The 24,707-nt window shown below is 66.7% G+C and carries 23 protein-coding genes; 18 read left to right on the top strand and 5 right to left on the bottom strand.

Features of this window, described 5'->3' with window-relative positions; translation table 11 throughout:
• Positions 1-609, bottom strand: coding sequence for a hypothetical protein (locus tag OOZ63_RS06070; protein WP_266004528.1), 609 nt, complete (start codon positions 607-609; stop codon positions 1-3).
• A gap of 43 nt (positions 610-652) precedes the next feature.
• Here OOZ63_RS06070 and gspG point away from each other — a divergent pair, with 43 nt between their 5' ends.
• The 15 genes from gspG (at position 653) to gnd (ending at position 18,228) form a co-directional block, all read left to right on the top strand.
• On the top strand, positions 653-1,093 hold the full coding sequence (gspG, locus tag OOZ63_RS06075) for a type II secretion system major pseudopilin GspG (protein ID WP_266004529.1): 441 nt from the start codon (positions 653-655) through the stop codon (positions 1,091-1,093).
• A 94-nt stretch (positions 1,094-1,187) separates the two neighbouring features.
• Positions 1,188-1,658, top strand: coding sequence for a type II secretion system protein (locus tag OOZ63_RS06080; protein ID WP_266004716.1), 471 nt, complete (start codon positions 1,188-1,190; stop codon positions 1,656-1,658).
• A complete protein-coding gene (gspI, locus tag OOZ63_RS06085; RefSeq protein WP_266004530.1) occupies positions 1,655-2,017 on the top strand; it encodes a type II secretion system minor pseudopilin GspI in 363 nt (120 codons plus the stop codon). Before OOZ63_RS06080 ends, gspI begins: the two co-directional genes overlap by 4 nt.
• Positions 2,018-2,019: 2 nt before the next feature.
• Positions 2,020-2,655 (top strand): type II secretion system protein GspJ, encoded by a 636-nt coding sequence (locus OOZ63_RS06090; protein ID WP_266004531.1) that lies wholly within the window; start codon positions 2,020-2,022, stop codon positions 2,653-2,655.
• Entirely contained in the window at positions 2,652-3,614 is a 963-nt protein-coding gene (gspK, locus tag OOZ63_RS06095; protein WP_266004533.1) for a type II secretion system minor pseudopilin GspK, read from the top strand. The genes OOZ63_RS06090 and gspK overlap by 4 nt, the downstream gene beginning before the upstream one ends.
• Before the next feature lie 160 nt (positions 3,615-3,774).
• The gene (gspL, locus tag OOZ63_RS06100; protein ID WP_266004534.1) at positions 3,775-5,025 is read left to right on the top strand and encodes a type II secretion system protein GspL; all 1,251 of its coding nucleotides are present in this window, start codon (positions 3,775-3,777) and stop codon (positions 5,023-5,025) included.
• Positions 5,022-5,543 carry a type II secretion system protein GspM gene (gspM, locus tag OOZ63_RS06105; protein WP_266004535.1) on the top strand — a complete coding sequence of 174 codons (522 nt, stop codon included), beginning with the start codon at positions 5,022-5,024 and terminating at the stop codon, positions 5,541-5,543. The genes gspL and gspM overlap by 4 nt, the downstream gene beginning before the upstream one ends.
• On the top strand, positions 5,540-6,337 hold the full coding sequence (gspN, locus tag OOZ63_RS06110; protein ID WP_266004536.1) for a type II secretion system protein N: 798 nt from the start codon (positions 5,540-5,542) through the stop codon (positions 6,335-6,337). The genes gspM and gspN overlap by 4 nt, the downstream gene beginning before the upstream one ends.
• Before the next feature lie 5 nt (positions 6,338-6,342).
• A complete protein-coding gene (gene gspD, locus OOZ63_RS06115) occupies positions 6,343-8,508 on the top strand; it encodes a type II secretion system secretin GspD (RefSeq protein WP_266004537.1) in 2,166 nt (721 codons plus the stop codon).
• Between the two features lie 9 nt (positions 8,509-8,517).
• The gene (gspE, locus tag OOZ63_RS06120) at positions 8,518-9,933 is read left to right on the top strand and encodes a type II secretion system ATPase GspE (RefSeq protein ID WP_323055727.1); all 1,416 of its coding nucleotides are present in this window, start codon (positions 8,518-8,520) and stop codon (positions 9,931-9,933) included.
• Positions 9,934-10,020: 87 nt separating this feature from the next.
• Entirely contained in the window at positions 10,021-11,235 is a 1,215-nt protein-coding gene (gene gspF / locus OOZ63_RS06125) for a type II secretion system inner membrane protein GspF (RefSeq protein WP_266004539.1), read from the top strand.
• 111 nt (positions 11,236-11,346) lie between these two features.
• Complete coding sequence (locus tag OOZ63_RS06130) at positions 11,347-12,339, top strand: AAA family ATPase (protein WP_266004540.1); 993 nt, start codon at positions 11,347-11,349, stop codon at positions 12,337-12,339.
• 39 nt (positions 12,340-12,378) lie between these two features.
• Positions 12,379-13,275 carry a 5'-nucleotidase gene (locus OOZ63_RS06135; protein WP_266004541.1) on the top strand — a complete coding sequence of 299 codons (897 nt, stop codon included), beginning with the start codon at positions 12,379-12,381 and terminating at the stop codon, positions 13,273-13,275.
• A gap of 57 nt (positions 13,276-13,332) precedes the next feature.
• A complete protein-coding gene (locus OOZ63_RS06140) occupies positions 13,333-16,695 on the top strand; it encodes a S41 family peptidase (protein WP_266004542.1) in 3,363 nt (1,120 codons plus the stop codon).
• Positions 16,696-16,761: 66 nt separating this feature from the next.
• A complete protein-coding gene (gnd, locus tag OOZ63_RS06145) occupies positions 16,762-18,228 on the top strand; it encodes a decarboxylating NADP(+)-dependent phosphogluconate dehydrogenase (RefSeq protein WP_266004543.1) in 1,467 nt (488 codons plus the stop codon).
• 39 nt (positions 18,229-18,267) lie between these two features.
• Here gnd and tyrS read toward each other — a convergent pair whose 3' ends face one another.
• Positions 18,268-19,542, bottom strand: a complete 1,275-nt coding sequence (gene tyrS, locus OOZ63_RS06150; RefSeq protein ID WP_416234694.1) for a tyrosine--tRNA ligase — start codon at positions 19,540-19,542, stop codon at positions 18,268-18,270.
• Between the two features lie 221 nt (positions 19,543-19,763).
• On the opposite strand from tyrS, the gene OOZ63_RS06155 reads away from it, so the two are divergent.
• Together OOZ63_RS06155 and OOZ63_RS06160 are read left to right on the top strand one after the other, a co-directional pair.
• Positions 19,764-21,146 (top strand): M23 family metallopeptidase, encoded by a 1,383-nt coding sequence (locus tag OOZ63_RS06155; RefSeq protein ID WP_266004718.1) that lies wholly within the window; start codon positions 19,764-19,766, stop codon positions 21,144-21,146.
• 9 nt (positions 21,147-21,155) lie between these two features.
• Entirely contained in the window at positions 21,156-22,268 is a 1,113-nt protein-coding gene (locus tag OOZ63_RS06160) for an anhydro-N-acetylmuramic acid kinase (protein WP_266004719.1), read from the top strand.
• Positions 22,269-22,333: 65 nt separating this feature from the next.
• Here the strand turns inward: OOZ63_RS06160 and erpA are convergent, their stop codons facing one another.
• The 3 genes from erpA to rplM form a co-directional block, all read right to left on the bottom strand.
• Positions 22,334-22,708 carry an iron-sulfur cluster insertion protein ErpA gene (erpA, locus tag OOZ63_RS06165; RefSeq protein WP_137941464.1) on the bottom strand — a complete coding sequence of 125 codons (375 nt, stop codon included), beginning with the start codon at positions 22,706-22,708 and terminating at the stop codon, positions 22,334-22,336.
• Between the two features lie 159 nt (positions 22,709-22,867).
• A complete protein-coding gene (rpsI, locus tag OOZ63_RS06170) occupies positions 22,868-23,260 on the bottom strand; it encodes a 30S ribosomal protein S9 (protein WP_137941463.1) in 393 nt (130 codons plus the stop codon).
• A 10-nt stretch (positions 23,261-23,270) separates the two neighbouring features.
• Complete coding sequence (gene rplM, locus OOZ63_RS06175; RefSeq protein WP_137941462.1) at positions 23,271-23,699, bottom strand: 50S ribosomal protein L13; 429 nt, start codon at positions 23,697-23,699, stop codon at positions 23,271-23,273.
• 274 nt (positions 23,700-23,973) lie between these two features.
• Between rplM and OOZ63_RS06180 the strand changes: the two genes are divergently transcribed.
• The gene (locus OOZ63_RS06180) at positions 23,974-24,690 is read left to right on the top strand and encodes a GNAT family N-acetyltransferase (RefSeq protein WP_266004544.1); all 717 of its coding nucleotides are present in this window, start codon (positions 23,974-23,976) and stop codon (positions 24,688-24,690) included.
• Positions 24,691-24,707 lie beyond the last annotated feature (17 nt).

The raw sequence follows: 24,707 nt of genomic DNA on the forward strand, positions 1-24,707 counted from the left end.
TCAGCGGGTATTGCCAGTAATGCCGGTATTGCCATCCTGCCCGGTCTGGGCGGGCGGGAGCTCCGGCGGCAGTTGCTGCGCGGGCGGCATGACTGGCAAGGCCTGTTGTGGCGGCGGGTTGCTGTTGATCTGCGGCGGCGGCAGCGCGACGGCGGCCGGCAGGCTGCCGGTTGCGGCTGGCACCGGCGGCGCCAAGGTCAGGCGCAGGCTGACCACACCCTGGCGGCCCAGTGCCGCGGAATTACCGTCCAGCGCCAGCAGTTGCAACTCGCCATCGACGGCCGCACCGACCCGCACCGTGCGTGCCGGCGCGTTGTCCACCGTGATCACCGCGACGCCCTCGCCGGCATGGCGGCCACCGCTGTGCTTGGGCGCCACCAGGCCGACCAGCTTATAGCGCCCATCAACCGGTGCCGCCACCTCGGCCGCCGTCGCGACCTGTGGTGCGCCGAACAAGCGGGTCAGGTCGGCGCGCGGCCCCGTACCGTCGGCGGCTGGCAGCGCTTGCGGCGGCACAGGCAACGGCGCCGGTAACAGCTTCAGCAACCAGAAGGCGCTGCACAGGGCCAGCAGGGCCCAGACGGTAAAGGTCAACAATCGTGCGAGCATGTGCCGATTATGATTCATGCCAATGCGACAACCGGGCGCCTCCATGCCAAGCCTCAGCGTTAAAAAAACGTATCGCCGCCCGCGCGGCTTCACCCTGATTGAGTTGCTGGTGGTGCTGGTCATCATCGGCGTGCTGGCCGCCCTGGTCGTGCCCAATGTGCTGGACCGGGCCGAAGACGCCCGCGTCACCGCTGCACGCACCGACGTCAACAACCTGATGCAGGCGCTCAAGCTCTATAAGCTCGACAACCAGCGCTTCCCCACTGGCGAGCAGGGCCTGGAGGCCCTGGTGCGCAAGCCCAGCAGCGGCCCGGCCCCGGCCAACTGGAAGCCCTATGTCGAGAAACTGCCCAACGACCCCTGGGGCCGCCCCTACCAGTTCGCCAACCCAGGCGTGAAGGGCGAGATCGATGTCTACAGCTATGGCGCCGATGGCCAGGCCGGTGGTGAAGGCAAGGATGCCGACATCGGATCCTGGCAGTAGGGTGGTGTCCCTTGCCTGTGGATGCACAGTAGCTCCCCGCAGGGGACGCCGAACCTGGCTGGGCTTGCCCACCCTCGTTCAGCAGGGGCCGTCCGTGCGGCGGCCCAGCGGACGGCCAAAACGTCTCGCCCGCGGTTTTACATTGATCGAACTGCTGGTCGTGGTGGCCTTGATTGCGATCGCAACGGCCACCCTGAGCCTGGCGTTGCGCGACCCGGCCGGCGCGCAACTGGAACGAGAGGCCGAACGCCTTGCGGCACTGTTCGAGACCGCGCGTGCCGAGGCGCGTGCGGCAGGGCTGACGGTGCAGTGGGCGCCGGTCAACGACGACTCGGGCGACCAGTTCCGCTTTCGCGGCCTCCCCGAGCGCATGCAGCTGCCGCGCCGCTGGCTGGGCGATGCGGTGGCGGTGGAGATCGTCGGCGCCCGCTCAGTTCAGCTCGGGCCCGAGCCCATGGTTGGCGCGCAGCGCCTTCGTCTGAGCCTGGGCGCGCAGCGCATCGCTCTGGTGACTGACGGCCTGGGGCCGTTCGAGCCGCAGCACGAGCCCGAGACCGGCCAGTGAAGAGAACTTTGCAAGGCTTTACCTTGATCGAGGTGCTGGTGGCTCTGGCCATCGTCGCGATCACACTCGCGGCCGGTCTGAAGGCAGCCGGTGCGCTGACCGGCAACGCCGAACGCCTCGCCCAGGTCAGCGCCGCGCAGTGGTGCGCCGAGAATCAGCTCACCGAACTGCGCCTCACGCGCCAGTTCCCCGGTGTCGGTGACATCGAGTTCGCCTGCAGCCAGCTGGGCCGAGACTACGCCGGGCGCCTGGTCGTGCGACCCACGCCGAACCCGAATTTCCGCCGCGTCGATGCGCTGGTCGCCAATGATCAGGGCGTGCCACTGCTGAGCCTGTCCACCATCGTCGGAAGGTATTGAACGTGTACGAACGCGAACGCGGCTTTACCCTGGTCGAGGTGCTGGTGGCTCTGGTCATCATGGCGGCCATCGCGGTGATGTCCTGGCGTGGCATTGACGGCATGCTGCGCAGCCGCGACATCAGCCAAGGCAGCCTGACGCAGACCGAGCGGCTGCAAACCGTGCTCGCGCAATGGGAACAGGACCTGCGTTCGCTGCAGGACGGCGGCGGCGATGTCAGCCCGCTGAGCTTTGACGGCGCCAGCCTGCGCCTTACCCGCCAACAGCCCGACGGCCTGCAGTTGGTGGCCTGGACCGTACGCGAGGGCCGACTCTACCGCTGGGAGACAGCGACGCTCAACACCGTGGCGGCCCTGAACGACGCTTTGTTGCGCAGCCAGCAGGGCTTGGGCGACCAAGACCGGCAGCTGATGGCGCTGGACGGCGTCAGCGGCTGGCAGATGTTCTTCTATCGCGGCAATGCCTGGAGCAATGCTCTGTCCAGCGACGATGTCAAGCAAGCGTCCAGCCCAGCATCGGGTGTGACAGGCAACAGCCGGGTGCTGCCCAGTGGCGTGCGGATGGTTCTGCAGTTCGCACCCGGCAGCGGCCACGGCGGACCGCTGACCCGGCAGGTCGTGCTGGGCCCGCAATCATGAGCCACGACCGGAGCCGGGGCGCAGCGCTGTTGACGGCGCTGCTGATTGTCGCGCTGGTCGCCAGCTTGGCCTCGGCCATGGTGTGGCGCCAGTACCGTGCGGTACAGATTGAGGCCGCAGACCGCGCTCGCGCGCAGTCCGCCTGGATTCTGCAGGGCGCGCTGGATTGGGCTCGACTGATCCTGCGCGAGGACGCACGAGCCAACCGCAACGATCCCGTCGACCATCTCGGTGAGGTCTGGGCCGTGCCGCTGGCCGAGGCCAGGCTTTCGACCTTTCTGGCCGCGGACCGAACGAACGCCGGCGAGGGCGCGAGCGAAGACGACGGGCCCGAGGCCTTTTTGTCCGGCACGCTGCTGGATGCTCAGGCCCAATACAACCTGCGCAACCTAGTCGGCGGCGACGAGGCAGCCCAGGCCCTGGAGCTGCGCACCCTGACCCGCCTGTGCGAGAGCGCCGGCGTGCCGGCCGATACTGCCGCCAAGATCGCCAGCCAGCTGCGCGCCGCGCTGGCCGAAAAACCCGAGGCCCAGGCGCCGCTGCGCCCGCAGACCCTCGAACAGCTGCAATGGCTGGGCATCCCGGTCGAGATTGTGGCCAGGTTGCGCCCGGTGCTAACGCTGCTGCCGGCCCGCACACCGGTCAATCTGAACACCGCCCCGCGCGAGGTGATCGCGGCGCTGTTTGAAGGCATGGACTTGGCTTCCGCCGAGCGCGTCGTGCAGCAGCGCCAGCACTCACCAATGCGCAATCTGGAAGACGCCAAGGCCCTGCTACCCGAGGGCGTTGTGCCCAGCGGTGAGCGCGCCGCCTTCGTCTCCTCCTATTTCATTGTCAACGGCCGGCTGCGGCTGGAGGAACGGGTGCTGGAGGAGCGCTCACTGGTACAGCGCCGCGACCTTGAAATGCTGGTGCTGAACCGCCAGCGCGTCAACCTGGTGCTCGAAGCCGGACGATGAAACTTCTTGTATCAACTCTTCGCGGGCCGAGCGCCGGGGCCGCGCCCATGCCGGCCCGCATCCCCTTTGGGGATCGGCCCGAGTTTTCTTCGGGCGAAGGGTTCCATCGAACCAGCGTCGGGCCGACACAAGCTGCTCCTAGAATGCCCCACCCATCACCATGACCACCCTGATCCTGCTCCTGCCCCAGCGTGGCCGACTGCGCGCCCAAGGCCAAGCCGCGCCTGACGGCCTGGGCCGCGGCGAGCACGGCCGTGAGTACGACTATGTGCTAAGCCGCGATGGCGTCCAGGTGGCGGCCCAGGGTCGCAGCGTCGCCGCGCTGCTGCCGCGCGCCGACACCGTGATCGCGGTGCCCGCCGAGGCCGACCTGAGCTGGCACCGGCTGGCGCTGCCGCGCGCTGCGCGCGCCCGCCTACGCGCGGCGCTGGCCGGCACGATGGAAGAGGCCTTGCTTGACGATACCGAGAGCCTGCACTTTGCCGTCGAGCCCGAGGCCCAGCCGGGCGAGCAGGCCTGGGTGGTCGTCACTCACAAAGCCTGGCTGGTCGAGCAGTTAGCGCATCTTGAGCAGGCCCAGGTCTTCGTCGACCGGCTGGCGCCGCTGTCCTGGCCCGACGCCCAGGCACGTGGTCATTTCTTCGCCAGCGGGCGCGACCACGCCCAGCCTGATCAGTGCGGGTTGCGCTGGAGCCATGCGGATGGCGTCAGCACCTTGTGCCTGCAAGGAAGCCTGGTCCGCGATCTGTTCCCGGCTGGGGTGGTGCAGGCCGCTCGCTGGACAGGCGCGCCGGGCGTGATCGGCGCTGCGGAGCATTGGCTGGGCACGGCCGTAGCGCCGTTGTCTGATGCGGAGCGCGCGCTGCATGTGATCAACTGCCCCTGGAATCTGCGCCAGTTCGACCTTGCGCCGCGCACTCGCGGCATCCGCGCGCTGCGCGAGGTCTGGCGCAGCCTGATGAGCAGCCGCTGGCGCCCGGTGCGCTGGGGCCTGACGGGCCTGGTGGCGGTGCAGCTGCTGGGGTTGAATCTGTGGGCCTGGCAGCTCAAGAACGAGCTCGGAGTACGGCGCGCCGCGCTCAACCAGACCCTCAGCAGCACCCACCCGCAGGTGCGCGCCATCCTCGATGCGCCACTACAGATGCAGCGCGAGACCGAGCTGCTGCGCGCCAGCGCCGGCCGCGCCGGCGAACAAGACCTGGAAACCCTGCTGGCTGCTGCCGCCACCGCCTGGCCGGCCGAGCGCGGCCCGGCCGATGCGCTGTCCTTCGAGACCGGCCGGCTGCTGATCCCCGCTGCCGGATGGAGCGAGGCCCAGATCCAGCAGTTCCGTCGCCAGCTGAACAGCGAAGGCTGGCAGCTCGAGATCAATGATGGCCGCCTGGCCCTGAGCCGCGCCCGCGCCCTATGAACAAGAAGACACTCGGAATCGCCCTCAGCCCCGAGCAGGCGGCCCAATGGCAGCAGTTGAAATCGCGCTGGCAGGCACTGGGCGAGCGTGAGCGGACCATCGCACAGCTAGGCGCAGCCGCACTGGGCTTGCTGCTGCTGTGGAGCGTCGCGATACAGCCGGCGCTACGCACCTTGCGCACGGCGCCAAGCCAGCTGAGCCAGCTCGATTCCCAGCTGCAGCAGATGCAGCGCCTGGCGCAGGAAGCGCGCGAGCTGCGCGAGCAGCCGGCCGTGCCGGCGTCGCAGTCGCTGCAGGCGCTAAAGGCCGCCAGCGAGCATCTGGGGCCGGCGGCGCGCCTGTCGATCAGCGGCGAGCGTGCGGTGTTAAGCCTCAACGGCGTCGGCAGCGAGGCCTTGCAAGAATGGCTGGCCGTGGTGCGCAGCGCCGCGCGCGCGCGCCCGGTCGAGGCTACCTTGCAGCGCGGCCCGCAGGGCTTCACTGGCAGCATCGTGCTGGCGCTGGGAGCACCGGCATGATCAAGCCCCCGAGTCTGCGCTGGAGTCTCGGCGGCGCCCTGCTCGGTGCCTTGCTGGGCCTGATCCTGTTCGCGCCGGCGAGCTGGCTGGCGCGCGGCCTTGCCCAGGCCAGCGACGGACATCTGCTGCTGGCCGAAACCCGCGGCAGCCTGTGGAGCGGCAGCGGCGTACTGGTGCTCACTGGCGGTACCGGCAGCCGCGACGCCAGCCTGCTGCCCGGTCGCATCGAATGGACGCTAGCGCCCAAGGGCTTGGGGCTGCTGCTGAGCGCACGCCAGGCCTGCTGTATCAACGGTGAGCTGCAAATGCTGCTGCAACCGGGCCTGGGCAGCTTGGCGCTGAGCCTGCCGCAGCAAGGCGGCGACTGGCTGACGCGCTTCCCGGCCGCCTGGCTGGGCGGACTTGGCACGCCCTGGAACACCTTGCAGCTCGGCGGTGGCATGCGCTTGAGCGCGCGCGAGTTCCGGCTCGAGTGGGCGCAGGGGCGCTGGCGCCAGCTGGGCCAGCTGGACCTGGACTTCGTCAACTTGTCCTCGCGCGTCTCGACCTTGGCGCCGCTGGGCAGCTACCGCTTCAGCATCGCAGCCGATCCGGCAGCGGCCGGCGTCTCGACACTGCGCCTGAGCACGCTGGAGGGCGCGCTGTTGCTGAACGGCCAGGGTGTGCTCAGCGGCGGCAAGGCCCGCTTCCAGGGCGAGGCCCAGGCTGCACCCGAGCGCGAAGCCGCGCTGAACAATCTTCTGAACATCATCGGTCGGCGCCAAGGCGCGCGCTCGGTGATCTCGATTGGATGAATGAGATGATCAAGAAACACCGGCTCCTTCCGCTGCTGGCCCTGCTGGCCCTGGCCGCTGCTGCGCCGGCGCAGGCTCAGGCAACTAACGCGGCCGCGCGCGGCCCAGCGCTGAAGGCCCAGACCCCGGTGACGCTGAACTTCGTCAATGCCGATATCGAAGCCGTGACGCGGGCCATTGGCGTGATGATGGACCGCCAGTTCGTCATCGACCCGCGCGTCAAGGGCGTGATCACGCTCTACAGCGAGCAGCCGCTGAGCGTGCGCGAGGCCTATCTGAGCTATCTGGCGGGACTGCGAGGCCTGGGCTTCACGGTGGTCGAGGCCGGCGGCCTCTACAAGGTCGTGCCCGAGGCCGACGCAAAACTGCAGACCGGCGCGGTAGCGGTGGGCAGCAGCAGCCAGCGCGGCGACCAAGTGATGACCCAGATCTACAAGCTCAATCACGAGAACGCCAACAATCTGGTGGCCGTGCTGCGCCCGCTGATCAGCCCCAACAACACCATCAATGCAAACCCTGGCAACAACAGCCTGGTGATCACCGATTACGCCGAGAACCTGCAGCGGCTCACGCGCATCATCGCGGCAATGGACACGCCGTCCAGCACCGATATCGAGGTCGTGCCGCTCAAGCATGCCTTGGCCGTTGACATCGCGGCCCTGGTGCAAAAGCTCGGCGAGAGCGGCAGCAGCGCCGTCGCGGGCGCGCCCGGCCAGGCGAGCGGATCGCTGAGCGTGCTGGTCGACCCGCGCAGCAATGCACTGATACTGCGCGCGGCCAATCCGGCCCGGCTGGCTAGCGCGCGCGCAACCATTGCAAAGCTCGACCAGCCCCTGCCAGACGGCGACGCGCCGGGCATCCGCGTCGTGCATCTGAAGAACGCCGAGGCCGCCAAGCTGGCCGTGGTGCTGCGCGCCGCCTTCGGTGGCGCGGGCGGCGGCGGCAGTAGCAGCACCGGCAGTTCCACCAACAATGCTCAGCTGACACCGGCCGCCCAGGGCACCATCAGCGCCACCGGCAGCGGATCAAACAGCAGCATAGGCAGCGGCGGCTCAACAGCCTCGAGCTCGCCGGTCAGCGCCTCTGCGGGGCCATCGACCGGTGGCTTCATCCAGGCCGATCCGTCGACCAACTCGCTGATCATCACCGCCGCCGAGCCGCTGTACCGCCAGGTGCGTGCGGTGATCGACCAGCTCGACGGCCGGCGCGCCCAGATCTATGTGGAGTCGATGATCGTCAAGGTCGATGCCAACAAGACTGGGCAGTTCGGCGTGCAATGGCAAAGCCTGTTCGGCAAGGACGGCGACAAAACCATTTCAGGTCTAGGCACCAACTTCGGCAGCGGCAATTCCAATATCGTCAACCTCTCGGCCGCAACGGCCGGTGGGCGCACCGCCATCGGCACAGCGGTCGCCGGCGGCGTCAACCAGGGCCTGAATATCGGCGTGTTGAAGAGAGTCAGCGATTTCTACACGCTGGGCGCCATCGCCAACTTCCTGGAGACACAGACCGGCGCCAACATCCTCTCCACACCCAACCTGGTGGCGCTGGACAACGAGGAGGCCAAGATCGTGATCGGCCAGAACGTGCCCTTCATCACCGGCTCCTTCACCAACACCGGCGCGGGCACCGGCGGCACGGTCAACCCCTTCCAGACCATCGAGCGAAAGGATGTTGGCCTGACCCTGCGCATCAAGAGCCAGGTCGGAGAGGGTGGCACGGTGCGCATGGTGATCTACCAGGAGAATTCGTCGGTGGTGCAAGGCGTCACCAACAGCGCCGGCCCGACGACCGATAAGAGCTCGATCGAAACCACGGTGCTGGCCGACGACGGCCAGATCATCGTGCTGGGCGGTCTGATGAAGGACGAATACAGCGACGGCGAGGACAAGGTGCCGGGTCTGGGCAATATCCCGCTGCTGGGCAGCTTGTTCAAGGGTGAGAACCGCAAGCGCATCAAGACCAACTTGCTGGTTTTCCTGCGCCCGGTGGTGCTGCGCAATCAGCTCGGCGCCGATCAGGTGACCCTGGACCGCTACGAGTCGATACGCGCGCTGCAGCAAAACGCCCAGCCCGCACCGAGCCCGGTATTGCCCGACACCGGCGCGCCAGTGCTGCCCATCCTGCCGGGTGCGCAACCGGCGGTACCCCAGCAAGGCAAGACGGACTGAGCGATGGCGATCCGTCACCCCCTCCCCTACGCCTTCGCGCGCACCCACACGGTGCTGCTGGAGGACGACGGCGCCCAGCTGGTGCTGTGGGCGCCGCCAGTGGTGACTCTGGCAGCGCTGTCCGAGGTGCAGCGTCTGTACACCATCGATCGCATGGAGCATGAGGCCCAGGCCAGCCTCGCCGAGCGCATTAACCGAGCCTATGCGGGAAGTGAGTCGAGCGCGGCCGTCGTGGTCGGCGAGGTCGAGAGCGCGGTTGACCTGAGCCGCATGATGCAGGACCTGCCGGCCGTCGAGGATCTGCTGGAAGCGGCCAACGACGCGCCGATCATTCGCATGCTCAATGCCCTGCTGACCCAGGCCGCCAAGGACGGCGCCAGCGACATCCATATCGAGCCCTACGAGCGCGCCAGCTCGGTGCGCTTCCGGGTCGACGGCACCTTGCGTGAGGTCGTGCAGCCCAACCGCGGTCTGCATGCCGCGCTGATATCGCGGCTGAAAATCATGGCCGAGCTGGACATTGCCGAGAAGCGATTGCCGCAAGACGGCCGCATATCGCTGCGCATCGGCGGCCGTGCCATCGATGTGCGCGTTTCCACCCTGCCCTCGGCCCATGGCGAGCGCGCGGTGCTGCGCCTGCTGGACAAGAGCGAATCGAAGTTCACGCTCGAAGGCTTAGGCATGAGCGGCGATGTGTTGAGCGCTTTCCAGCATCTAGTTCAGCAGCCACACGGCATCGTGCTGGTGACCGGCCCGACAGGCTCGGGCAAGACCACCAGCCTCTATGCCTCGCTGCAGACGGTGGACACCAGCACGACCAATGTGCTGACGGTTGAGGACCCGATCGAGTACGAGCTCGGCGGCATTGGCCAGACCCAGGTCAACACCAAGATCGACCTGACTTTCGCGAAGGCCCTGCGCGCCATCCTGCGCCAGGATCCAGACGTCATCATGATTGGCGAGATCCGCGACTACGAGACAGCCCAGATCGCTATTCAGGCCTCGCTCACCGGACACCTTGTGCTGGCTACGCTGCACACCAATGACGCGCCCAGCGCGGTCACGCGACTGATGGACATGGGAGTCGAGCCCTTCTTGCTGAGCTCCAGCCTGCTGGGCGTGCAGGCCCAGCGCCTGGTGCGAAAGCTCTGCGGCAATTGCAAGCGTCAGGGCTCCGATGGGCGCTGGCATCCGGTCGGTTGCCCGGCCTGCGGGCAGACCGGCTACAAGGGCCGCACCGGGGTCTACGAGCTGATGGTGGTGGATGACGAGTTGCGTGCGCTGATTCATCAGCGCAGCGCCGAGAGCGAGCTGCAGGCGGTGGCGCGAACCAAGGGCCTGCGCTCGATGCGCGAGGATGGCGAGCGGCTGATCAATGCCGGCATCACCTCTGCCGAAGAGGTTCTTCGTGTGACCCGCGACTGAGCATGAGTACACGCCCCCACGCTCACTTCGTTCGCTGCCCCCCTAGGGGGCGCTCAGTGCCCTTCGGGCGGCCGGGCGGGCACTGACATGCCAGCCTTCAAATACGAAGCCCTGAACGCCGCCGGCCGCAGCAGCACCGGTCTGCTTGAGGCCGACAGCGCGCGCGCAGCACGGGCTCAGCTGCGCGCTCAAGCGCTGGTGCCGCTGAGTGTGCAGTCGGTTGAACAGCAAGGGCAGGAGGGCCATGGCAGCCGCTGGAGCCGGCGTGTGCTCAGCGCCACCGCGCTGTCGGTCTGGACCCGCCAACTGGCCGGCCTGGTCGGCTCCGGCCTGCCGATCGAGCGGGCGCTGACCGCGCTGGCCGACGAGAGCGAGGATCAGCGCATTGCCGAACTACTGGCCCAGCTGAAGGCCGAGGTCAACGCCGGCGCCACCTTTGCGCGCGCGCTGGCCACCGCGCCCCGCGAGTTCGACGAGGTCTACCGCGCGGTCGTCGCGGCCGGCGAACAAAGTGGGGCGCTGGGCATGGTGCTGGAGCGCCTGGCCGACGATCTGGAGGAACGCCAGAACCTGCGCGCCAAGCTGATCGGCGCGATGGCCTACCCGGCCATCGTCTCGCTGATCGCCGTCGTCATCGTGATCTTTCTGGTCACCTATGTTGTGCCGCAGATCGCCACCGTCTTCACCGGCTCCAAGCGCGCCCTGCCCTTTCTGACCGTCGCGATGTTGGCGATCAGCGACTTCGTGCGCCAATGGGGCTGGGCCGTGCTAGCGGCCCTGGTGGTCGGTTTTAGTGGGTTATCGTGGATGCTGCGCAACCAAGCGTTTCGTGAACGCTTCGATGCGGCGATGCTGGGCGTGCCGCTGATCGGCCGGCTTGCGCGCGGCTACAACGCGGCGCGCTTCGCCAGCACGCTGGCGATGCTGGCCGGCGCCGGCGTGCCGATTCTGAAGGCCCTGCAGGCAGCGGCCGAGACCCTGGGCAACCGCGCGATGCGGGCCGACGCGCTGGACGCGCTGGTACAGGTGCGCGAGGGCGCGCCGCTGGGCTCGGCACTTGCCGGCAAGAAGCGCTTCCCGGGCATCCTCGCGATGTTCGCCCGGCTGGGCGAGCAGACCGGCTCGCTGCCGCAGATGCTGGAACGCGCCGCCCGCCAGCTTGGCACCGAGGTGCAGCGTCGGGCGATGGCAGCCGCGACGATACTGGAGCCGCTGCTGATCGTCGCGATGGGCGCCATCGTGATGCTGATCGTGCTGGCCGTGCTGCTGCCCATCATCCAGCTCAATACTTGGGTCAAATGAGAAACTGAACGGTGAACTATTGGGCAATCGGGGCTTTTCTCGATGCGCACAGTGGCCCACTGTTTGCTTGAATAGACCCGAGCCCTGCGGTTCAGGGCCTGGAGTCGGTTCATGAGCAGCTCTCACGCCATCGCCTGTGTGGCGCCCCGCATCCCGATTGCGCAAATGCGCAGTGTGTTCAGCGTCCACGAGGTCGAGCAAAAGCTCGCCAAGCTGCCCGAACGCGACCACGAGCCCTTGCGCAATACCTACCAGCGCATGCTGGACAAGGGCCCTCAGCGCTTCCAGGTCAAGCCCTCAGGTCTGCCGGCCATGGCCTCGCTCTACGAGGAACTGCCCAATTTTCATGAGGTGCTCGACGATGTGCGCCGCCAGATCGCGCTGTGCGAAGACAGCGGTGACCCGCTGGAGATCACCCCGCTGCTGCTCTTGGGCCCGCCGGGCATAGGAAAGACCCATTTCGCCCGCCAGATCGCCCAGCTGCTGGGCACCGGCATGGGCTTCATCTCGATGAGCTCGCTGACCGCCGGCTGGGTCTTATCGGGCGCGTCCAGCCAGTGGAAGGGCGCGCGGCCCGGTAAGGTCTTCGAAGCCCTGATCGACGGCGACTATGCGAATCCGGTGATGGTAGTCGATGAGATTGACAAGGCCGGCGGCGAGGTCAGCTACGACCCGTTGGGCTCGCTCTACAGCCTGCTCGAACACGACACGGCCGGCAGCTTCACCGACGAGTTCGCCGAGATCGCGGTCGACGCGAGCCAGGTGATCTGGGTCGCTACCGCCAACGACGCCCGCGCAATACCTGACCCCATCCTGAACCGCGTCAATGTCTACGAGGTGCAGGCGCCCGACTTCGCGGCGGCCCGCGCCATCGCGGCCCGGCTCTACAACGCTATTCGTGAACAGCACGACTGGGGCAGGCGCTTCGACGAGGCGCCCAGCGCCACACTGCTGGACCGCATGGCCGAGCTGGCGCCCCGGGAGATGCGGCGCGCCTGGATGACGGCCTTCGGGAACGCCAAGCTGGCCAAGCGCGCCACCGTGCTGTGCGAGGACTTGCCCGAGCCTGGGCTCAAGCGTAAGACCATCGGCTTCACCCACTGAAACCGAGGATCGGCCAGCATGACCCCTCTATGATGGGTCATGCCTGCAAATCTGGACGGCCAGCTGGTCGTCGCCATCTCATCGCGCGCGCTGTTTGATTTCGAGGAAGAGAACCAATTCTTCGAAGACGGCGATGACCGCGCCTACATGCAGCTGCAGCAGCAGCGCCTGGACCTCCCGGCCAAGCCGGGCGTGGCCTTCTCGCTGGTGCGCAAGTTGCTCGGCTTCAACACCGCAGCGGGGACGCGGGTCGAGGTCGTTGTGCTGTCTCGCAATGACCCGATCTCGGGCATGCGGGTGTTCCGCTCGGCCCAGCATTACGGTCTGAAGATCGAGCGCGGCGTGTTCACCCGCGGTGAGTCGCCCTGGCGCTACTTGCGCCCGCTGAAGGCCCAGCTCTTCCTGTCCGCCAACGAGGCCGATGTGCGCTCGGCGTTGGCGGCCGGTGTGGCTGCCGCACGGGTGCTGCCGCTGTCTGCCCATGCCTCGGACGCCCATCCCCACGAGCTTCGCATTGCCTTCGACGGCGACGCCGTGCTGTTCTCCGACGAGGCTGAGCGGGTCTTCCAGGCCGGCGGCCTGGACGCCTTCCAGGCGCATGAGCGCGAGCGCGTGCTGACGCCGCTGGCCGCCGGCCCGTTCAAGCCGGTGCTGGCCGCCCTGCACGGCCTTCAGCAGGACAAGACCGATGCAATGACGGTGCGCACCGCTCTGGTCACCGCACGCAGCGCCCCGGCCCATGAGCGAGCGTTGCGCACCCTGATGGACTGGCGCATCGAGGTCGACGAGGCGATGTTCCTCGGCGGCCTGCCCAAGGGCGAGTTCCTGCGCGAGTTCGAGCCCGATTTCTTCTTCGACGACCAGGCCGGCCATATCGCCAACGCCTCGGCCCATGTGCCCTCGGGCCATGTCGCAGCCGGTGTGACGAACCGCTGAAGCGCCAGGATGCTCCAGAATCGCGGGCCACCGACCTGCGATCCGACAAGGAGACCCATGCTTCGCTCGTTTTCCCTGCGCCATGCGCTGCTGCTTTCGCTCGGCGTGGCCGCCCAGGTCCATGCCCAAAACCCGACCAGCACGCAGGGCTTCTACCGCCAGCCGGCCTTGCAGGGCGAGGCGCTCTATCTGGTGGCCGAGGGCGATTTATGGCGAGTGGCGGCCAGCGGCGGCCGCGCCGAGCGGCTGAGCACCCACCCGGGCACTGAGAGCTCGCCGGTGGTATCGCCTGATGGCCAGTGGCTGGCCTTTGTCGGCCAGTACGACGGCGCCATGGGCAACGGCGGCGACATCTATCTGATGCCGGCCCAGGGCGGCCTGCCCAAGCGGCTGAGCTGGGAAGGCGTGGGCCTGCGCGTTTGGGGCTTCGGCCCGAAAGGCGAGCTGCTCTACACCGGACCGTCGCAAAGCGGCCAGCCGGTCAGCCAGCTCTATGCAGTCGATCCCACGACCTTGGCTCGGCGCGCGCTGCCGGTGGCCCAGGCCAGCGATGGCGCGCTAAGCGCCGATGGCAAACGCCTGTACTTCACCCGCAACGGCCTGCGAGGCGACAACGCCCGCCTGTACCGCGGCGGCGCAATTGCGCGGCTGTGGGTGCTTGATCTGGACAGCCGAGCCGAGGCCCGGCCGTTGTTGCCCGAAGGCCACAACGACAGCCGCCCCATGCCCTATCGCGACGCCGCCGGCCGAGCGCGCATCGCATTTCTGTCCGACCGCGACGGCAGGGTCAATCTCTGGTCGGTCGACGAACAGGGTCAGGATTTGCGTCAGCACACTCGCCACCAGGGCTGGGACATCCGCCATGCCTCGCTCGACGGCCAGCGCGTGGCGTATGCGCTGGGGGCCGATCTACGCATCGTCGATCTGGCCAGCCACCACGACCGCCCGGTCGAGATCCGCCTGGCCGGTGACTTCGACGCGCAGCGCCAGCGCTGGATTGCCAAGCCTCAGAGCTTTCTGACCCAGACCCGCATTGCGCCGGATGGCGAGCGCATGCTGCTCGGCGTTCGCGGCCGCCTGGCTACCCAGGGTACGGGCGCGCTGCGCCGGGCCGAGCTGCCGCAGCCGGCCGATGGCCGCTGCCGCAACGCCGAATTCAGCGCCGACAGCAAGAGCGTGTTCGCGCTCTGCGATTTCAGCGGCGAGGTCGAGGTCTGGCGTTTCGCCGCCAACGGGCTGAGCCCGGCCGAGCAACTGACGCGCGGTGCCACCGCCTTGCGCCAAGAGCTCTCAGCCTCGCCCGACGGCCGCTGGCTGGCGCACAGCGACAAGGAAGGCCGGCTCTGGCTCAGCGATCTGCGCGCCGCAAGCTCCGAGCCGCGCCTGATCGACCACAACCGCGTGGGCGGCGGTCATGAGGGGCTGGCCTGGTCGCCGGACGGCACGGCTGTGGCATTCGCGCGGGCCTTCGGCAACGCCGGCCGCGAGCAGCTGGTGCTGTACCGGCTGGCCGACGGCAAGACCGAGAAACTCAGCAGCGAACGTTACGAGAGCGGCTTCCCAGCCTTCACGCCGGACGGCCGCTGGCTGTACTTCATCTCGCGGCGCGAGTTCGCCGTCATCGGCAACCCGGGCCCCTGGGGGGATCGCAATATGGGCCCCTACTTTGACCGAGCCAGCAAGGTATACGCGCTGGCGCTGCAGCCGAGCCTGCGCTTTCCCTTCGCGGTGCCGGACGAGCTGGCCAAGCCCGAGGCGAAGCCCGACGGTAAACCGGAAGCCAAGGCACAGGCCAAACAGGCAGCCAAGCCCGACGCGAAGCCGCAACCCAAGCCGGCGCTGCCGGCCATCGAGTGGAATGGCCTGGCCGCCCGGCTGTACGAGGTGCCGATGCCGGCAGGCAACTACAGCGCGCTAAGCACCGACGGCAAGCGACTGTGGCTGCTGGATGCCGAGCTCGGCACCGAGCGCAAGACCAGCCTGAAGACCCTGGCCATCGACGACAAGGAGCCCAAGCCCGAGACGGTGTCCGCCGATGTGCGCGAGTACGCACTGAGCGCCGACGGCAAGAAGCTGATGCTGGTGCGTGGCGCGGCGCAGGCAGCCGTACCGGAAATCCTGCTGCTTGAGGCCACCTCCAAGCTGCCCGCCGAGCTGGCCCGCCACCAAGTGCGCTGGAGCGACTGGCAACTCGCCACCGACCCCAGGTCGGAGTGGCGCCAGATGTTCGCCGATGCCTGGCGCCTGCAGCGCGACCATTTCTACGACAAAGACATGCATGGGGTCGACTGGGCGGCGATGCGGCGCAAGTACGAGCCCCTGGTCGAGCGCGTCACAGAGCGCGGCGAGCTGGCCGAGCTGATGGCCCAGATGGTGGGTGAGCTGGGCGCGCTGCACAGCCAGATCGGCGCCGGTGATCTGCGCAGCGGCACCGAGGAGCCTGGCCTGGCCGGTCTCGGCGCACGACTGGCCAAGGTCGACGGCGGTCTGCGCATCGAACAGATCTACCGCAGCGACCCCGAGCTACCCGGCGCTGCCGGTCCGCTGGCGGCGGCCGGCCTGGGAATCAAGCCGGGCGATCTGATCACCGCCATCAACGGCCGCCCGGCCGACGCCGCCCCCGACGTCGCAGAACTGTTGCGCGGCCAGGCCGGCAAGCAGGTGCTGCTGGCGCTGAATGGCGCCGACGGCCGCGCCTATCAGCGCATCGTCACGCCGGTGCCGCAACTGCGCGAACGCCAACTGCGCTACGAGGACTGGCGCCAGGGCCGGGCCCAGGCGGTACAGGCCGCCGGCCAGGGCCGCATCGGCTATCTGCATCTGCGCGCGATGGGCCGTAACGACATCGCCGACTTTGCTCGCGAGTTCTACGCGCACAGCGAGCGCGAGGGGCTGATCATCGATGTACGCTTCAACGGCGGCGGCAATATCGACAGCTGGATCCTCGAGAAGCTGCTGCGCCGCGCCTGGGTCTACTGGCAGCGCCGCTCGCCTGAGGACAGCAAGCCCTTCGCCAATATGCAGCAAGCCTATCGCGGCCATCTGGTGGTACTGATCAACGAGCAGACGTACTCGGACGGCGAGACCTTTGCCGAGGGCTTCAAGCGCCTGGGTCTGGGGGTGACGATTGGCAAAACCACCTCGGGCGCTGGCGTCTGGCTGTCAGACCGCAATCGGCTGCTGGACAACGGCATCATGCGTGCGGCCGAGATGGGCCAGATGCTGGCCGATGGCCAGTTCATCATCGAGGGCCGCGGCGTGCAGCCCGACATCCCGGTGGACAACCCGCCCCGCGCTACGGCCCAGGGCCAGGACGCCCAGCTCGACGCCGCGATCGCCTGGCTGCAACAGGCGATGAACGACCGACCTCTGCGTGAGCCCCGGCCCGGCGCCTATCCGCGGCCCGTGCGGCTGCCCTGAAGACCGTTGACAACACCCGCTTTGCCGACTGCCCTACCATCACGCCCTTTTGATCCGACAAGAACGATGCAAGCCCCAGCCGATATCGCAGTGATCGGCCTGGCCGTGATGGGCCAGAACCTGATCCTGAACATGAACGACCACGGCTTCACCGTCGTCGCCCACAACCGCAGCACCGCCAAGGTCGACGAGTTCCTGGCCCACGAAGCCAAGGGCACGAAGGTGATCGGTGCGCACTCGATCGAGGAGATGGTCGCCCTGCTTAAGCGTCCGCGTCGCGTGATGCTGATGGTCAAGGCCGGCAACCCGGTGGACGAGTTCATCGAGCAGTTGCTGCCCCATCTGGAGCCGGGCGACATCATCATCGACGGCGGCAATTCGCTGTTCGACGACACCGCACGGCGCGTCAAGTATGTCGAGTCCAAGGGCCTGCTCTATATCGGCAGTGGCGTCTCCGGCGGCGAGGAGGGGGCGCGCTTTGGTCCCAGCATCATGCCCGGCGGCTCAGCAGCCGCCTGGCCGCATGTGAAACCCATCTTCCAGGCCATCGCGGCCAAGGTGGGCGGCGCTGACGGCCATCAGGCGCCCTGCTGCGACTGGGTCGGCGAAGGCGGTGCCGGTCACTACGTCAAGATGGTGCACAACGGTATCGAGTATGGCGATATGCAGCTGATCTGCGAGGCCTACCAGTTGATGCACGAAGGTCTGGGCATGACGCCGGCCGAGATGAGCGCGGTGTTTGCCGACTGGAACCGCGGCGAGCTTGACTCCTACCTGATCGAGATCACGCGCGACATCCTGGCCAAGACCGACGCGGACGGTGCGCCACTGGTCGACAAGATCCTGGACACCGCCGGCCAGAAGGGCACCGGCAAATGGACCGTGATCTCCTCGGCCGATCTGGGCATCCCGATCACGCTGATGGCCGAGGCGGTATACGGCCGCTGTGTTTCGGCGATGAAGGATCTGCGCATGCAGGCCGCCCAGGTCTTCGGCGGCGCCAGCCGCACGATGGATACAGAACGAGCTGCCTTCATCGAAGCGATCCGCCAGGCACTCTATGCCTCCAAGATCATCAGCTATGCCCAGGGCTATATGCTGATGGCCGCCGCCGCCGAGCAAAACGGCTGGCGACTGAACTACGGTGGCATCGCACTCATGTGGCGCGGCGGCTGCATCATCCGCAGCGCCTTCCTGGGCGACATCAAGGCCGCCTTCGAGCAGGACCCGCAGCTGCAGAACCTGCTGATGGCGCCCTTCTTCGAGCAGGCCATCAAGAAAAGCGAGGCCGGCTGGCGGCAAGTGGTGACCACGGCCGTGGCCAAGGGCATTCCAGTGCCGGCCTTCAGCAGCGCGCTCGCCTTCTTCGACAGCTTGCGCAGCGCCCGCCTGCCCGCCAATTTGCTGCAGGCCCAGCGCGATTACTTCGGCGCCCACACCTACGAACGGGTGGACCAGCCGCGCGGACAGTTCTTCCACACCAACTGGACCGGCAGCGGCGGCCGCACGGCCTCCAGCACCTACTCGGTGTAAAGCCGCAGGGGAGCCGGGGAGCTGGGCTCTAGGCCCGGCTCAGGCCAGCGTGACGCGTGCAAACTTGCGCTTGCCGACCTGCAGCACAAAGGTGCCGGCAGCCACCTTCAGGCCTTTGTCGCTGACGGTGGCGCCATCGATGCGCACACCGCCCTGCTCCACCATGCGCAGACCCTCGCTGCCGGAGCTGACCAGGCCGGCGGCCTTCAGCAGGCCGCCGATGCCCAGCGGCGCGCCACTGAGGCTGAGCTCGGGGATGTCATCGGGAATGCCGCCCTGGGCGCGCTTGTTGAAGTCGGCCTCGGCCTCGTCGGCCGCTGCCGCGCCGTGAAAGCGCGCGGTGATCTCCTTGGCCAGCAACACCTTGGCTTCCTTGGGGTTGCGCCCCGCCTCGGTCTCGGCGCGCAGCGCAGCGATCTGGTCCAGGCTCTTGAAGCTCAGCAGTTGAAACCACTTCCACATCTGCACATCGCTGATCGACAAAATCTTGGCGAACATCTGCGTGGCCGGCTCGGTCAGGCCCACATAGTTGTTCTTGGATTTGGACATTTTCTCGACGCCATCGAGCCCCTCCAGCAGCGGCATCGTCAGGATGCACTGCGGCTCCTGGCCATATTCCTGCTGCAGATGGCGACCCATGAGTAGATTGAATTTCTGGTCGGTGCCGCCCAGTTCCAGATCGCTCTTCAGCGCCACCGAGTCATAGCCCTGCATCAGCGGGTACAGGAACTCATGCACCGAGATCGGCGTCTGGGCGGCGTAGCGCTTGGCGAAGTCGTCGCGCTCCATCATCCGCGCCATCGTGTACTTGGCTGCCAGCTGGATCATTCCGCGCGCGCCCAATGGGTCGCTCCACTCGCTGTTGTAGCGGATCTCGGTCTTGGCCGGATCGAGCACCAGGCTGGCTTGGCGGTAGTAGGTCTCGGCGTTGTGCTTGATCTGCTCGGGTGTCAGCGGCGGCCGGGTGGCGTTGCGGCCCGAGGGGTCACCGATCATCGAGGTGAAGTCGCCGATCAGGAAGATCACCGTGTGCCCGAGGTCCTGCAGCTGGCGCATCTTGTTAAGCACCACGGTGTGGCCCAGATGGATGTCGGGCGCGGTCGGATCCAGGCCCAGCTTGATACGCAGCGGCTCGCCGGTAGCCTCCGAGCGGGCCAGCTTGTGCAGCCAGTCGGCCTCGGGCAGCAGCTCCTCAACCCCGCGCAGCGAGACCGCCATCGCCTCGCGCACCTTGTCAGTGACCGGATAACGCGTCGCACCGGCGGCTGCTGCGGAGGTCTGGGCGGCTGTCTCGGGTGTTCGCGATTCGGACATGTTCGGAATTTTGTGTGCGCAGGCCAGGGTAAAGCCTTGATTTATCGGGTTTTCTTGGCGTTCACGCAGCTTTCGCCTCGTTATACTCGCCGCTGTTTTTGCCAAATCCCCCCCAAATGGGGTGGTCGGGCAATCCCCAGATTCTAGTGGACACCCCCGGTGACCACGCCGGGTAGTCCGCGTGCGGCCCGGCACAACAACAGGGCTTGGGCATCTTGAGCGTGACAGACTGGAAAACGGAACTGAAGCGGGCGCTGACTGGCGCCGAAGCTTTCGCGGCCCGACACCCACGGGCACTGACCGGCACCGTGGTCGGCCTCCTGGGCGGCTTCGCCATCACCGCGTTCGGTATTGCGCCGCTGGCGCCGAATGCCGCCGACCTGCCCCGACAGCTGATCAGCGAGCCGGTCCAAACCCTGGATCTGGAAGAACAGCTGAGCGCCCTGGCCAGCCATCAGCTTTCGCTGGTGCGCAACGATGTGACCCGCGCCAGCGACACCGCCGATTCCCTGCTGCGCCGCATGGGCGCCTTCGATCCGGCGGCCGCCGAGTTCCTGCGTAAGGATCCGCTGGCCCGCCGCGTCCTGCAGGGCCGTGTCGGCAAGATGGTGCAGCTGAGCGCCGATGACGCCGGCACCGTGCAGTCGATGATCGTGCGTTTCCCGGCCGAGCTGGCCGAGCAGCAGAGCACCCACTTCAGCCGGCTGAGCATCCAGCGCGATGGCGACGGCTTCATTGCCAAGCTGGAAACCGCCCCGCTGCAAAGCCAGGTCCGCCTGGGCAGCGGCGTGGTGCGTTCCTCGCTCTTTGTCGCCACCGACGAGGCCGGCATTCCCGACGCGATCGCCTCGCAGATGGCCGATATGTTCTCCGGCGACATCGACTTCCACCGCGAGCTGCGCAAGGGCGATCGCTTCTCTGTGGTGTTCGAAAGCATGACCGCCGATGGTGAGCCGATCAACTGGGGTCAGGCCGCCGGCCGCGTGATCGCGGGCGAGTTCGTCAACAACGGCAAGAGCTACTCGGCCGTCTGGTACAAGGACTCAGCCAGCGGCAAGGGCAATTTCTACGGCTTCGATGGCCAGAGCAAGCGCCGCGCCTTCCTGGCCAGCCCGATGGAATTCTCGCGCGTAACCTCGGGTTTCGCGATGCGCTTCCACCCGATCTTGCAGAAGTGGCGCGCCCACCTGGGCACCGACTTCGGGGCGCCGACCGGCACGCCGGTGCGCACCGTCGGTGACGGCTTGGTCGAGTTCGCTGGCTGGCAAAACGGTTTCGGTAACGTCATCTATGTCCGTCATGCCGGGGAGCGCCAGACGGTGTACGCGCACCTGAGCCGCATGGATGTGAAGAAGGGCCAGCGCGTCGAGCAGGGCCAACGCATCGGCGCGGTCGGTGCCACCGGCTGGGCAACCGGCCCGCATCTGCATTTCGAATTCCGCGTCAAGGGTCAGCATCAGGATCCGCGCGTGATCGCTCGCGCCTCGGAGGCAATCACATTGCCGGCCAGCGCCAAGGCGCAATTCCAGCAGACCGTTGCAAGCGTCAAGAGCCAGTTGTCGGCGGCCGAGTCGATGGGCGTGGGCGTTAGCGGCGCCGATTGAAGCCCTGACCTGATGGGCGATCTGTTCATCGGACTGATGTCCGGCACCTCGCTGGACGGTGTCGATGCGGTGCTGGCACACCTCGATTCCGGCATCACCGTGCTGGCCCACAGCCACCAACCCTTTGATGCAGCCTTGCGCGCCGAACTGCTGGCCCTGAACACGCCGGGAGAAAACGAAGCCCACCGCTGCGCACTGGCTGCCAACGGCGTAGCCCGCTCCTACGCACAGCTGGTCGATGCGCTGCTGAGCCAGAGCGGCCACCAGCGCAGTGAGATCCGCGCCCTGGGCGCCCATGGCCAAACAATCCGGCACCGGCCCGGTGAGTTTGATGGCTGCGGCTACACCTTACAGCTCCTGAACGGCGCCCTGCTGGCCGAGTTGAGCGGCATCGCTGTGATCAGCGATCTGCGCAGCCGCGATCTGGCTGCAGGCGGCCAGGGTGCACCGCTGGTGCCGGCCTTCCATCGCGCACTGTTTGCACAGGACGGGCGCGATATCGCGGTGCTGAATGTCGGCGGCATCAGCAATATCAGCCTGCTGGCCGGCGACGGCAGCACCCGAGGCTTCGATTGCGGGCCGGGCAACTGCCTGATGGACCACTGGGTTGAACGCCAACTGGGCCAGGCCTTTGATGCCGATGGCGCCTGGGCGGCGACAGGCAGAGTACTTCCCGAGCTCCTGCAGGCCATGCAGGCTGAACCGTATTTCCAGCTATCGCCACCGCGCAGCACCGGGCGCGACTTGTTCAATCCCGACTGGCTGGCCGCACTGCTCGCGCGCCATGCGCCGCTTGCAGCCGCCCAGGACGTGCAAGCCACCCTGCTGGAGCTGACCGCCGCCAGCATCACCAACGACCTGCGCCGTCATGGGCCAGCATCGAGCGAGCTGCTGGTCTGCGGCGGGGGCGCGCTCAACGGCCTGCTGATGCGGCGCCTGCAGGCCTTGCTGCCGGGCGTGACCGTACTGAACACCGCCGCCCGGGGGCTGCCGGCAATGCAGGTCGAAGCTGCTGCATTCGCCTGGCTGGCCCAGCGTTTTGTCCAGGCACTGCCGGGCAATCTGCCGAGCGTGACCGGCGCCGTGGGGCCGCGACTGCTCGGCGCGCTTCATCCTGCCTGAGCGGGCATGCTCAAAAGTAGTAAAGCCGCCCGAGGGCGGCTTTACTACTTTGCAAGCAACAGGCCTCAGACCGAGAAGCTGGACCCGCAGCCGCAGGTGGTAGTCGCGTTCGGATTCTTGATCACGAACTGCGCACCCTGCAGGTCTTCCTTGTAGTCGATCTCGGCACCAGCCAAATACTGCAAGCTCATTGCATCGATCAGCAGCGTGACACCATTTTTGTTCATCTGGGTGTCGTCCTCGTTGACGGCTTCATCGAAGGTAAAACCGTACTGGAAGCCCGAGCAGCCGCCGCCCTGCACAAAGACACGCAGCTTAAGTTCCGGATTGCCTTCCTCGGCGACCAGATCGCGCACCTTGTCGGCCGCACTGTCGGTGAAGATCAGCGGCACCGGCATCTCGTCGGCACCGGCCAGGGGAGTTTCGAGAACAGCGCTCATAGGATTTCCTGATTGTTTAGTTCTGGGCAGTATTGTCTACGCAAACAGCGCAGCCATGACCGTCAAGGGTATTTATGGGCGACCAGAAATGAAACAAGGCCGCTGCGAAAACACAGCGGCCTTGTTGCCAACACGCCACCGAAGTGACATGCCAGAGGATCAGCGCTTGCTGAACTGCTTGCGACGACGCGCGCCGTGCAGACCGACCTTCTTACGCTCGACTTCACGCGCATCGCGCGTGACGAAGCCTGCGCGGCTCAGTTCGGGCTTCAGGGCTGCGTCATAGTCGATCAGCGCACGGGTGATGCCGTGACGGGCAGCACCGGCTTGACCCGACTCACCGCCACCGTGGACGTTGATCTTGATGTCGAAGGCTTCGCCGTTGTTGGTCAACATCAGCGGCTGCTTGACGACCATGATCGAGGTCTGACGGCCGAAATACTCGTCGACGGTCTTGCCGTTGACGATGATTTGGCCAGTGCCCTTCTTCATGAAGACGCGAGCGACCGACGACTTGCGGCGGCCGGTACCATAGTTCCAGTTTCCGATCATCAACCGCTCCTTAGATTTCCAGAGCCTTGGGCTGCTGAGCGGCGTGCGGGTGCGAACCACCTGCATAAACCTTCAGCTTCTTCACCATGGCGTAACCCAACGGACCCTTGGGCAGCATGCCCTTGACAGCCTTTTCCAGGGCGCGGCCCGGGTGCTTGGCTTGCATGTCCTTGAACTTGGTGGCGTAAATGCCGCCCGGGAAGCCCGAATGACGGTAGTACACCTTGTCATTGGCCTTGTTGCCCGTAACGCGCAGCTTGTCCGCGTTGATGATGACGATGAAATCGCCGGTGTCCACGTGAGGCGTGTAAATGGCCTTGTGCTTGCCGCGCAAACGGAGTGCCACTTCGCTGGCAACACGTCCGAGCACCTTATCGGTGGCGTCAATCACAAACCACTCGTGCGTCACTTCGGCCGGCTTGGCGCTGAAGGTCTTCATGAGATTACTTTCGAGTGCCTACAAACCTGTATAAAGGCTCGCAGGCGGTCGGATGGCTGATTCCTATCCTTGCCAGCCATTCGGTGCCGCTTATCAAAGGCGACCTCTCATGCGCTGTGCTCGGACTTCTTACCCGCAGCCAATGTCGGGAAAGCCCGCGAGTGTATCAGATCTGACCCCGCAATCAAATAGTCACCGCCCGAATCACGCACAGACGCCGACGCAGTCGATGTAAAATCAGGGTTTTCACCAATCCCTTCATCAGATCAATGCCATGACCGCGCCAGAGACACCCAGTCCGACAGCCGCCGAGCCATCCCCAGGCTGGGGACCTGCGGCGGCCCTGCAGCGCTGGGCGTCCTGGGTGCCGATCCGTTCGTTGGCACGCCGGCATCGGCGCCGCATCAAGGAGCATCTGCTGTCGCTGGACGTGCGCGACCGCTATCTGCGCTTCGGCTACCCCGCCTCGGACGAGCAGATTGCAAAGTATGCGATGGGTCTGAACTTCGACCGAGATGAAGTGCTGGGCATCTTCAACCGCCGGCTGGAGCTGGTGGCGATGGCGCATCTGGCTTACGAGCCGTCGCCACAACTCCCTGGCAAGCCAGCCATGGCCGAGTTCGGCGTCTCGGTGCTGGGTAAGGCGCGGGGTCGCGGCTTCGGTGCCCGGCTGTTCGAGCATGCGGCTTTGCATGCGCGCAATCGCGGCATTGACACCTTGTTCATCCATGCGCTGAGCGAGAATGTGCCAATGCTGCGCATCGCCCGCAACGCCGGCGCCAAGGTCGAACGTGACGGCTCGGAGTCGGAAGCCTGGCTGCGCCTGCCACCGGACACCGTGGCCTCTCATGTCGGCGAAGCCATCGAGCGCCATATGGCGGAGCTGGACTTTCAGTTCAAGCGCCATGCCCGGGTCTTTGGCAACTTCATCGACGGCGTAGCCGAGATCAAGTCGCAGTTCGACGACACGGGCAAGGCAGCCAAACAGTAACCCCCTCAATCACGGGA

It is taken from the genome of Paucibacter sp. PLA-PC-4 (assembly GCF_026241155.1).
Taxonomy (GTDB): Bacteria; Pseudomonadota; Gammaproteobacteria; order Burkholderiales; family Burkholderiaceae_C; genus Roseateles_E.

Excerpts from the sequence above, each read along its gene's own strand:
- erpA (WP_137941464.1), bottom strand. The coding sequence starts at position 22,708 with ATGAGCGCTGTTCTCGAAACTCCCCTGGCCGGTGCCGACGAGATGCCG.
- gspF (WP_266004539.1), top strand. The coding sequence starts at position 10,021 with ATGCCAGCCTTCAAATACGAAGCCCTGAACGCCGCCGGCCGCAGCAGC.
- rplM (WP_137941462.1), bottom strand. The coding sequence starts at position 23,699 with ATGAAGACCTTCAGCGCCAAGCCGGCCGAAGTGACGCACGAGTGGTTT.
- gspL (WP_266004534.1), top strand. The coding sequence starts at position 3,775 with ATGACCACCCTGATCCTGCTCCTGCCCCAGCGTGGCCGACTGCGCGCC.
- OOZ63_RS06135 (WP_266004541.1), top strand. The coding sequence starts at position 12,379 with ATGCCTGCAAATCTGGACGGCCAGCTGGTCGTCGCCATCTCATCGCGC.
- gspN (WP_266004536.1), top strand. The coding sequence starts at position 5,540 with ATGATCAAGCCCCCGAGTCTGCGCTGGAGTCTCGGCGGCGCCCTGCTC.
- OOZ63_RS06140 (WP_266004542.1), top strand. The coding sequence starts at position 13,333 with ATGCTTCGCTCGTTTTCCCTGCGCCATGCGCTGCTGCTTTCGCTCGGC.
- gnd (WP_266004543.1), top strand. The coding sequence starts at position 16,762 with ATGCAAGCCCCAGCCGATATCGCAGTGATCGGCCTGGCCGTGATGGGC.
- OOZ63_RS06180 (WP_266004544.1), top strand. The coding sequence starts at position 23,974 with ATGACCGCGCCAGAGACACCCAGTCCGACAGCCGCCGAGCCATCCCCA.
- gspM (WP_266004535.1), top strand. The coding sequence starts at position 5,022 with ATGAACAAGAAGACACTCGGAATCGCCCTCAGCCCCGAGCAGGCGGCC.
- gspK (WP_266004533.1), top strand. The coding sequence starts at position 2,652 with ATGAGCCACGACCGGAGCCGGGGCGCAGCGCTGTTGACGGCGCTGCTG.
- tyrS (WP_416234694.1), bottom strand. The coding sequence starts at position 19,542 with ATGTCCGAATCGCGAACACCCGAGACAGCCGCCCAGACCTCCGCAGCA.
- OOZ63_RS06130 (WP_266004540.1), top strand. The coding sequence starts at position 11,347 with ATGAGCAGCTCTCACGCCATCGCCTGTGTGGCGCCCCGCATCCCGATT.
- OOZ63_RS06070 (WP_266004528.1), bottom strand. The coding sequence starts at position 609 with ATGCTCGCACGATTGTTGACCTTTACCGTCTGGGCCCTGCTGGCCCTG.
- gspD (WP_266004537.1), top strand. The coding sequence starts at position 6,343 with ATGATCAAGAAACACCGGCTCCTTCCGCTGCTGGCCCTGCTGGCCCTG.
- rpsI (WP_137941463.1), bottom strand. The coding sequence starts at position 23,260 with ATGATCGGAAACTGGAACTATGGTACCGGCCGCCGCAAGTCGTCGGTC.
- gspG (WP_266004529.1), top strand. The coding sequence starts at position 653 with ATGCCAAGCCTCAGCGTTAAAAAAACGTATCGCCGCCCGCGCGGCTTC.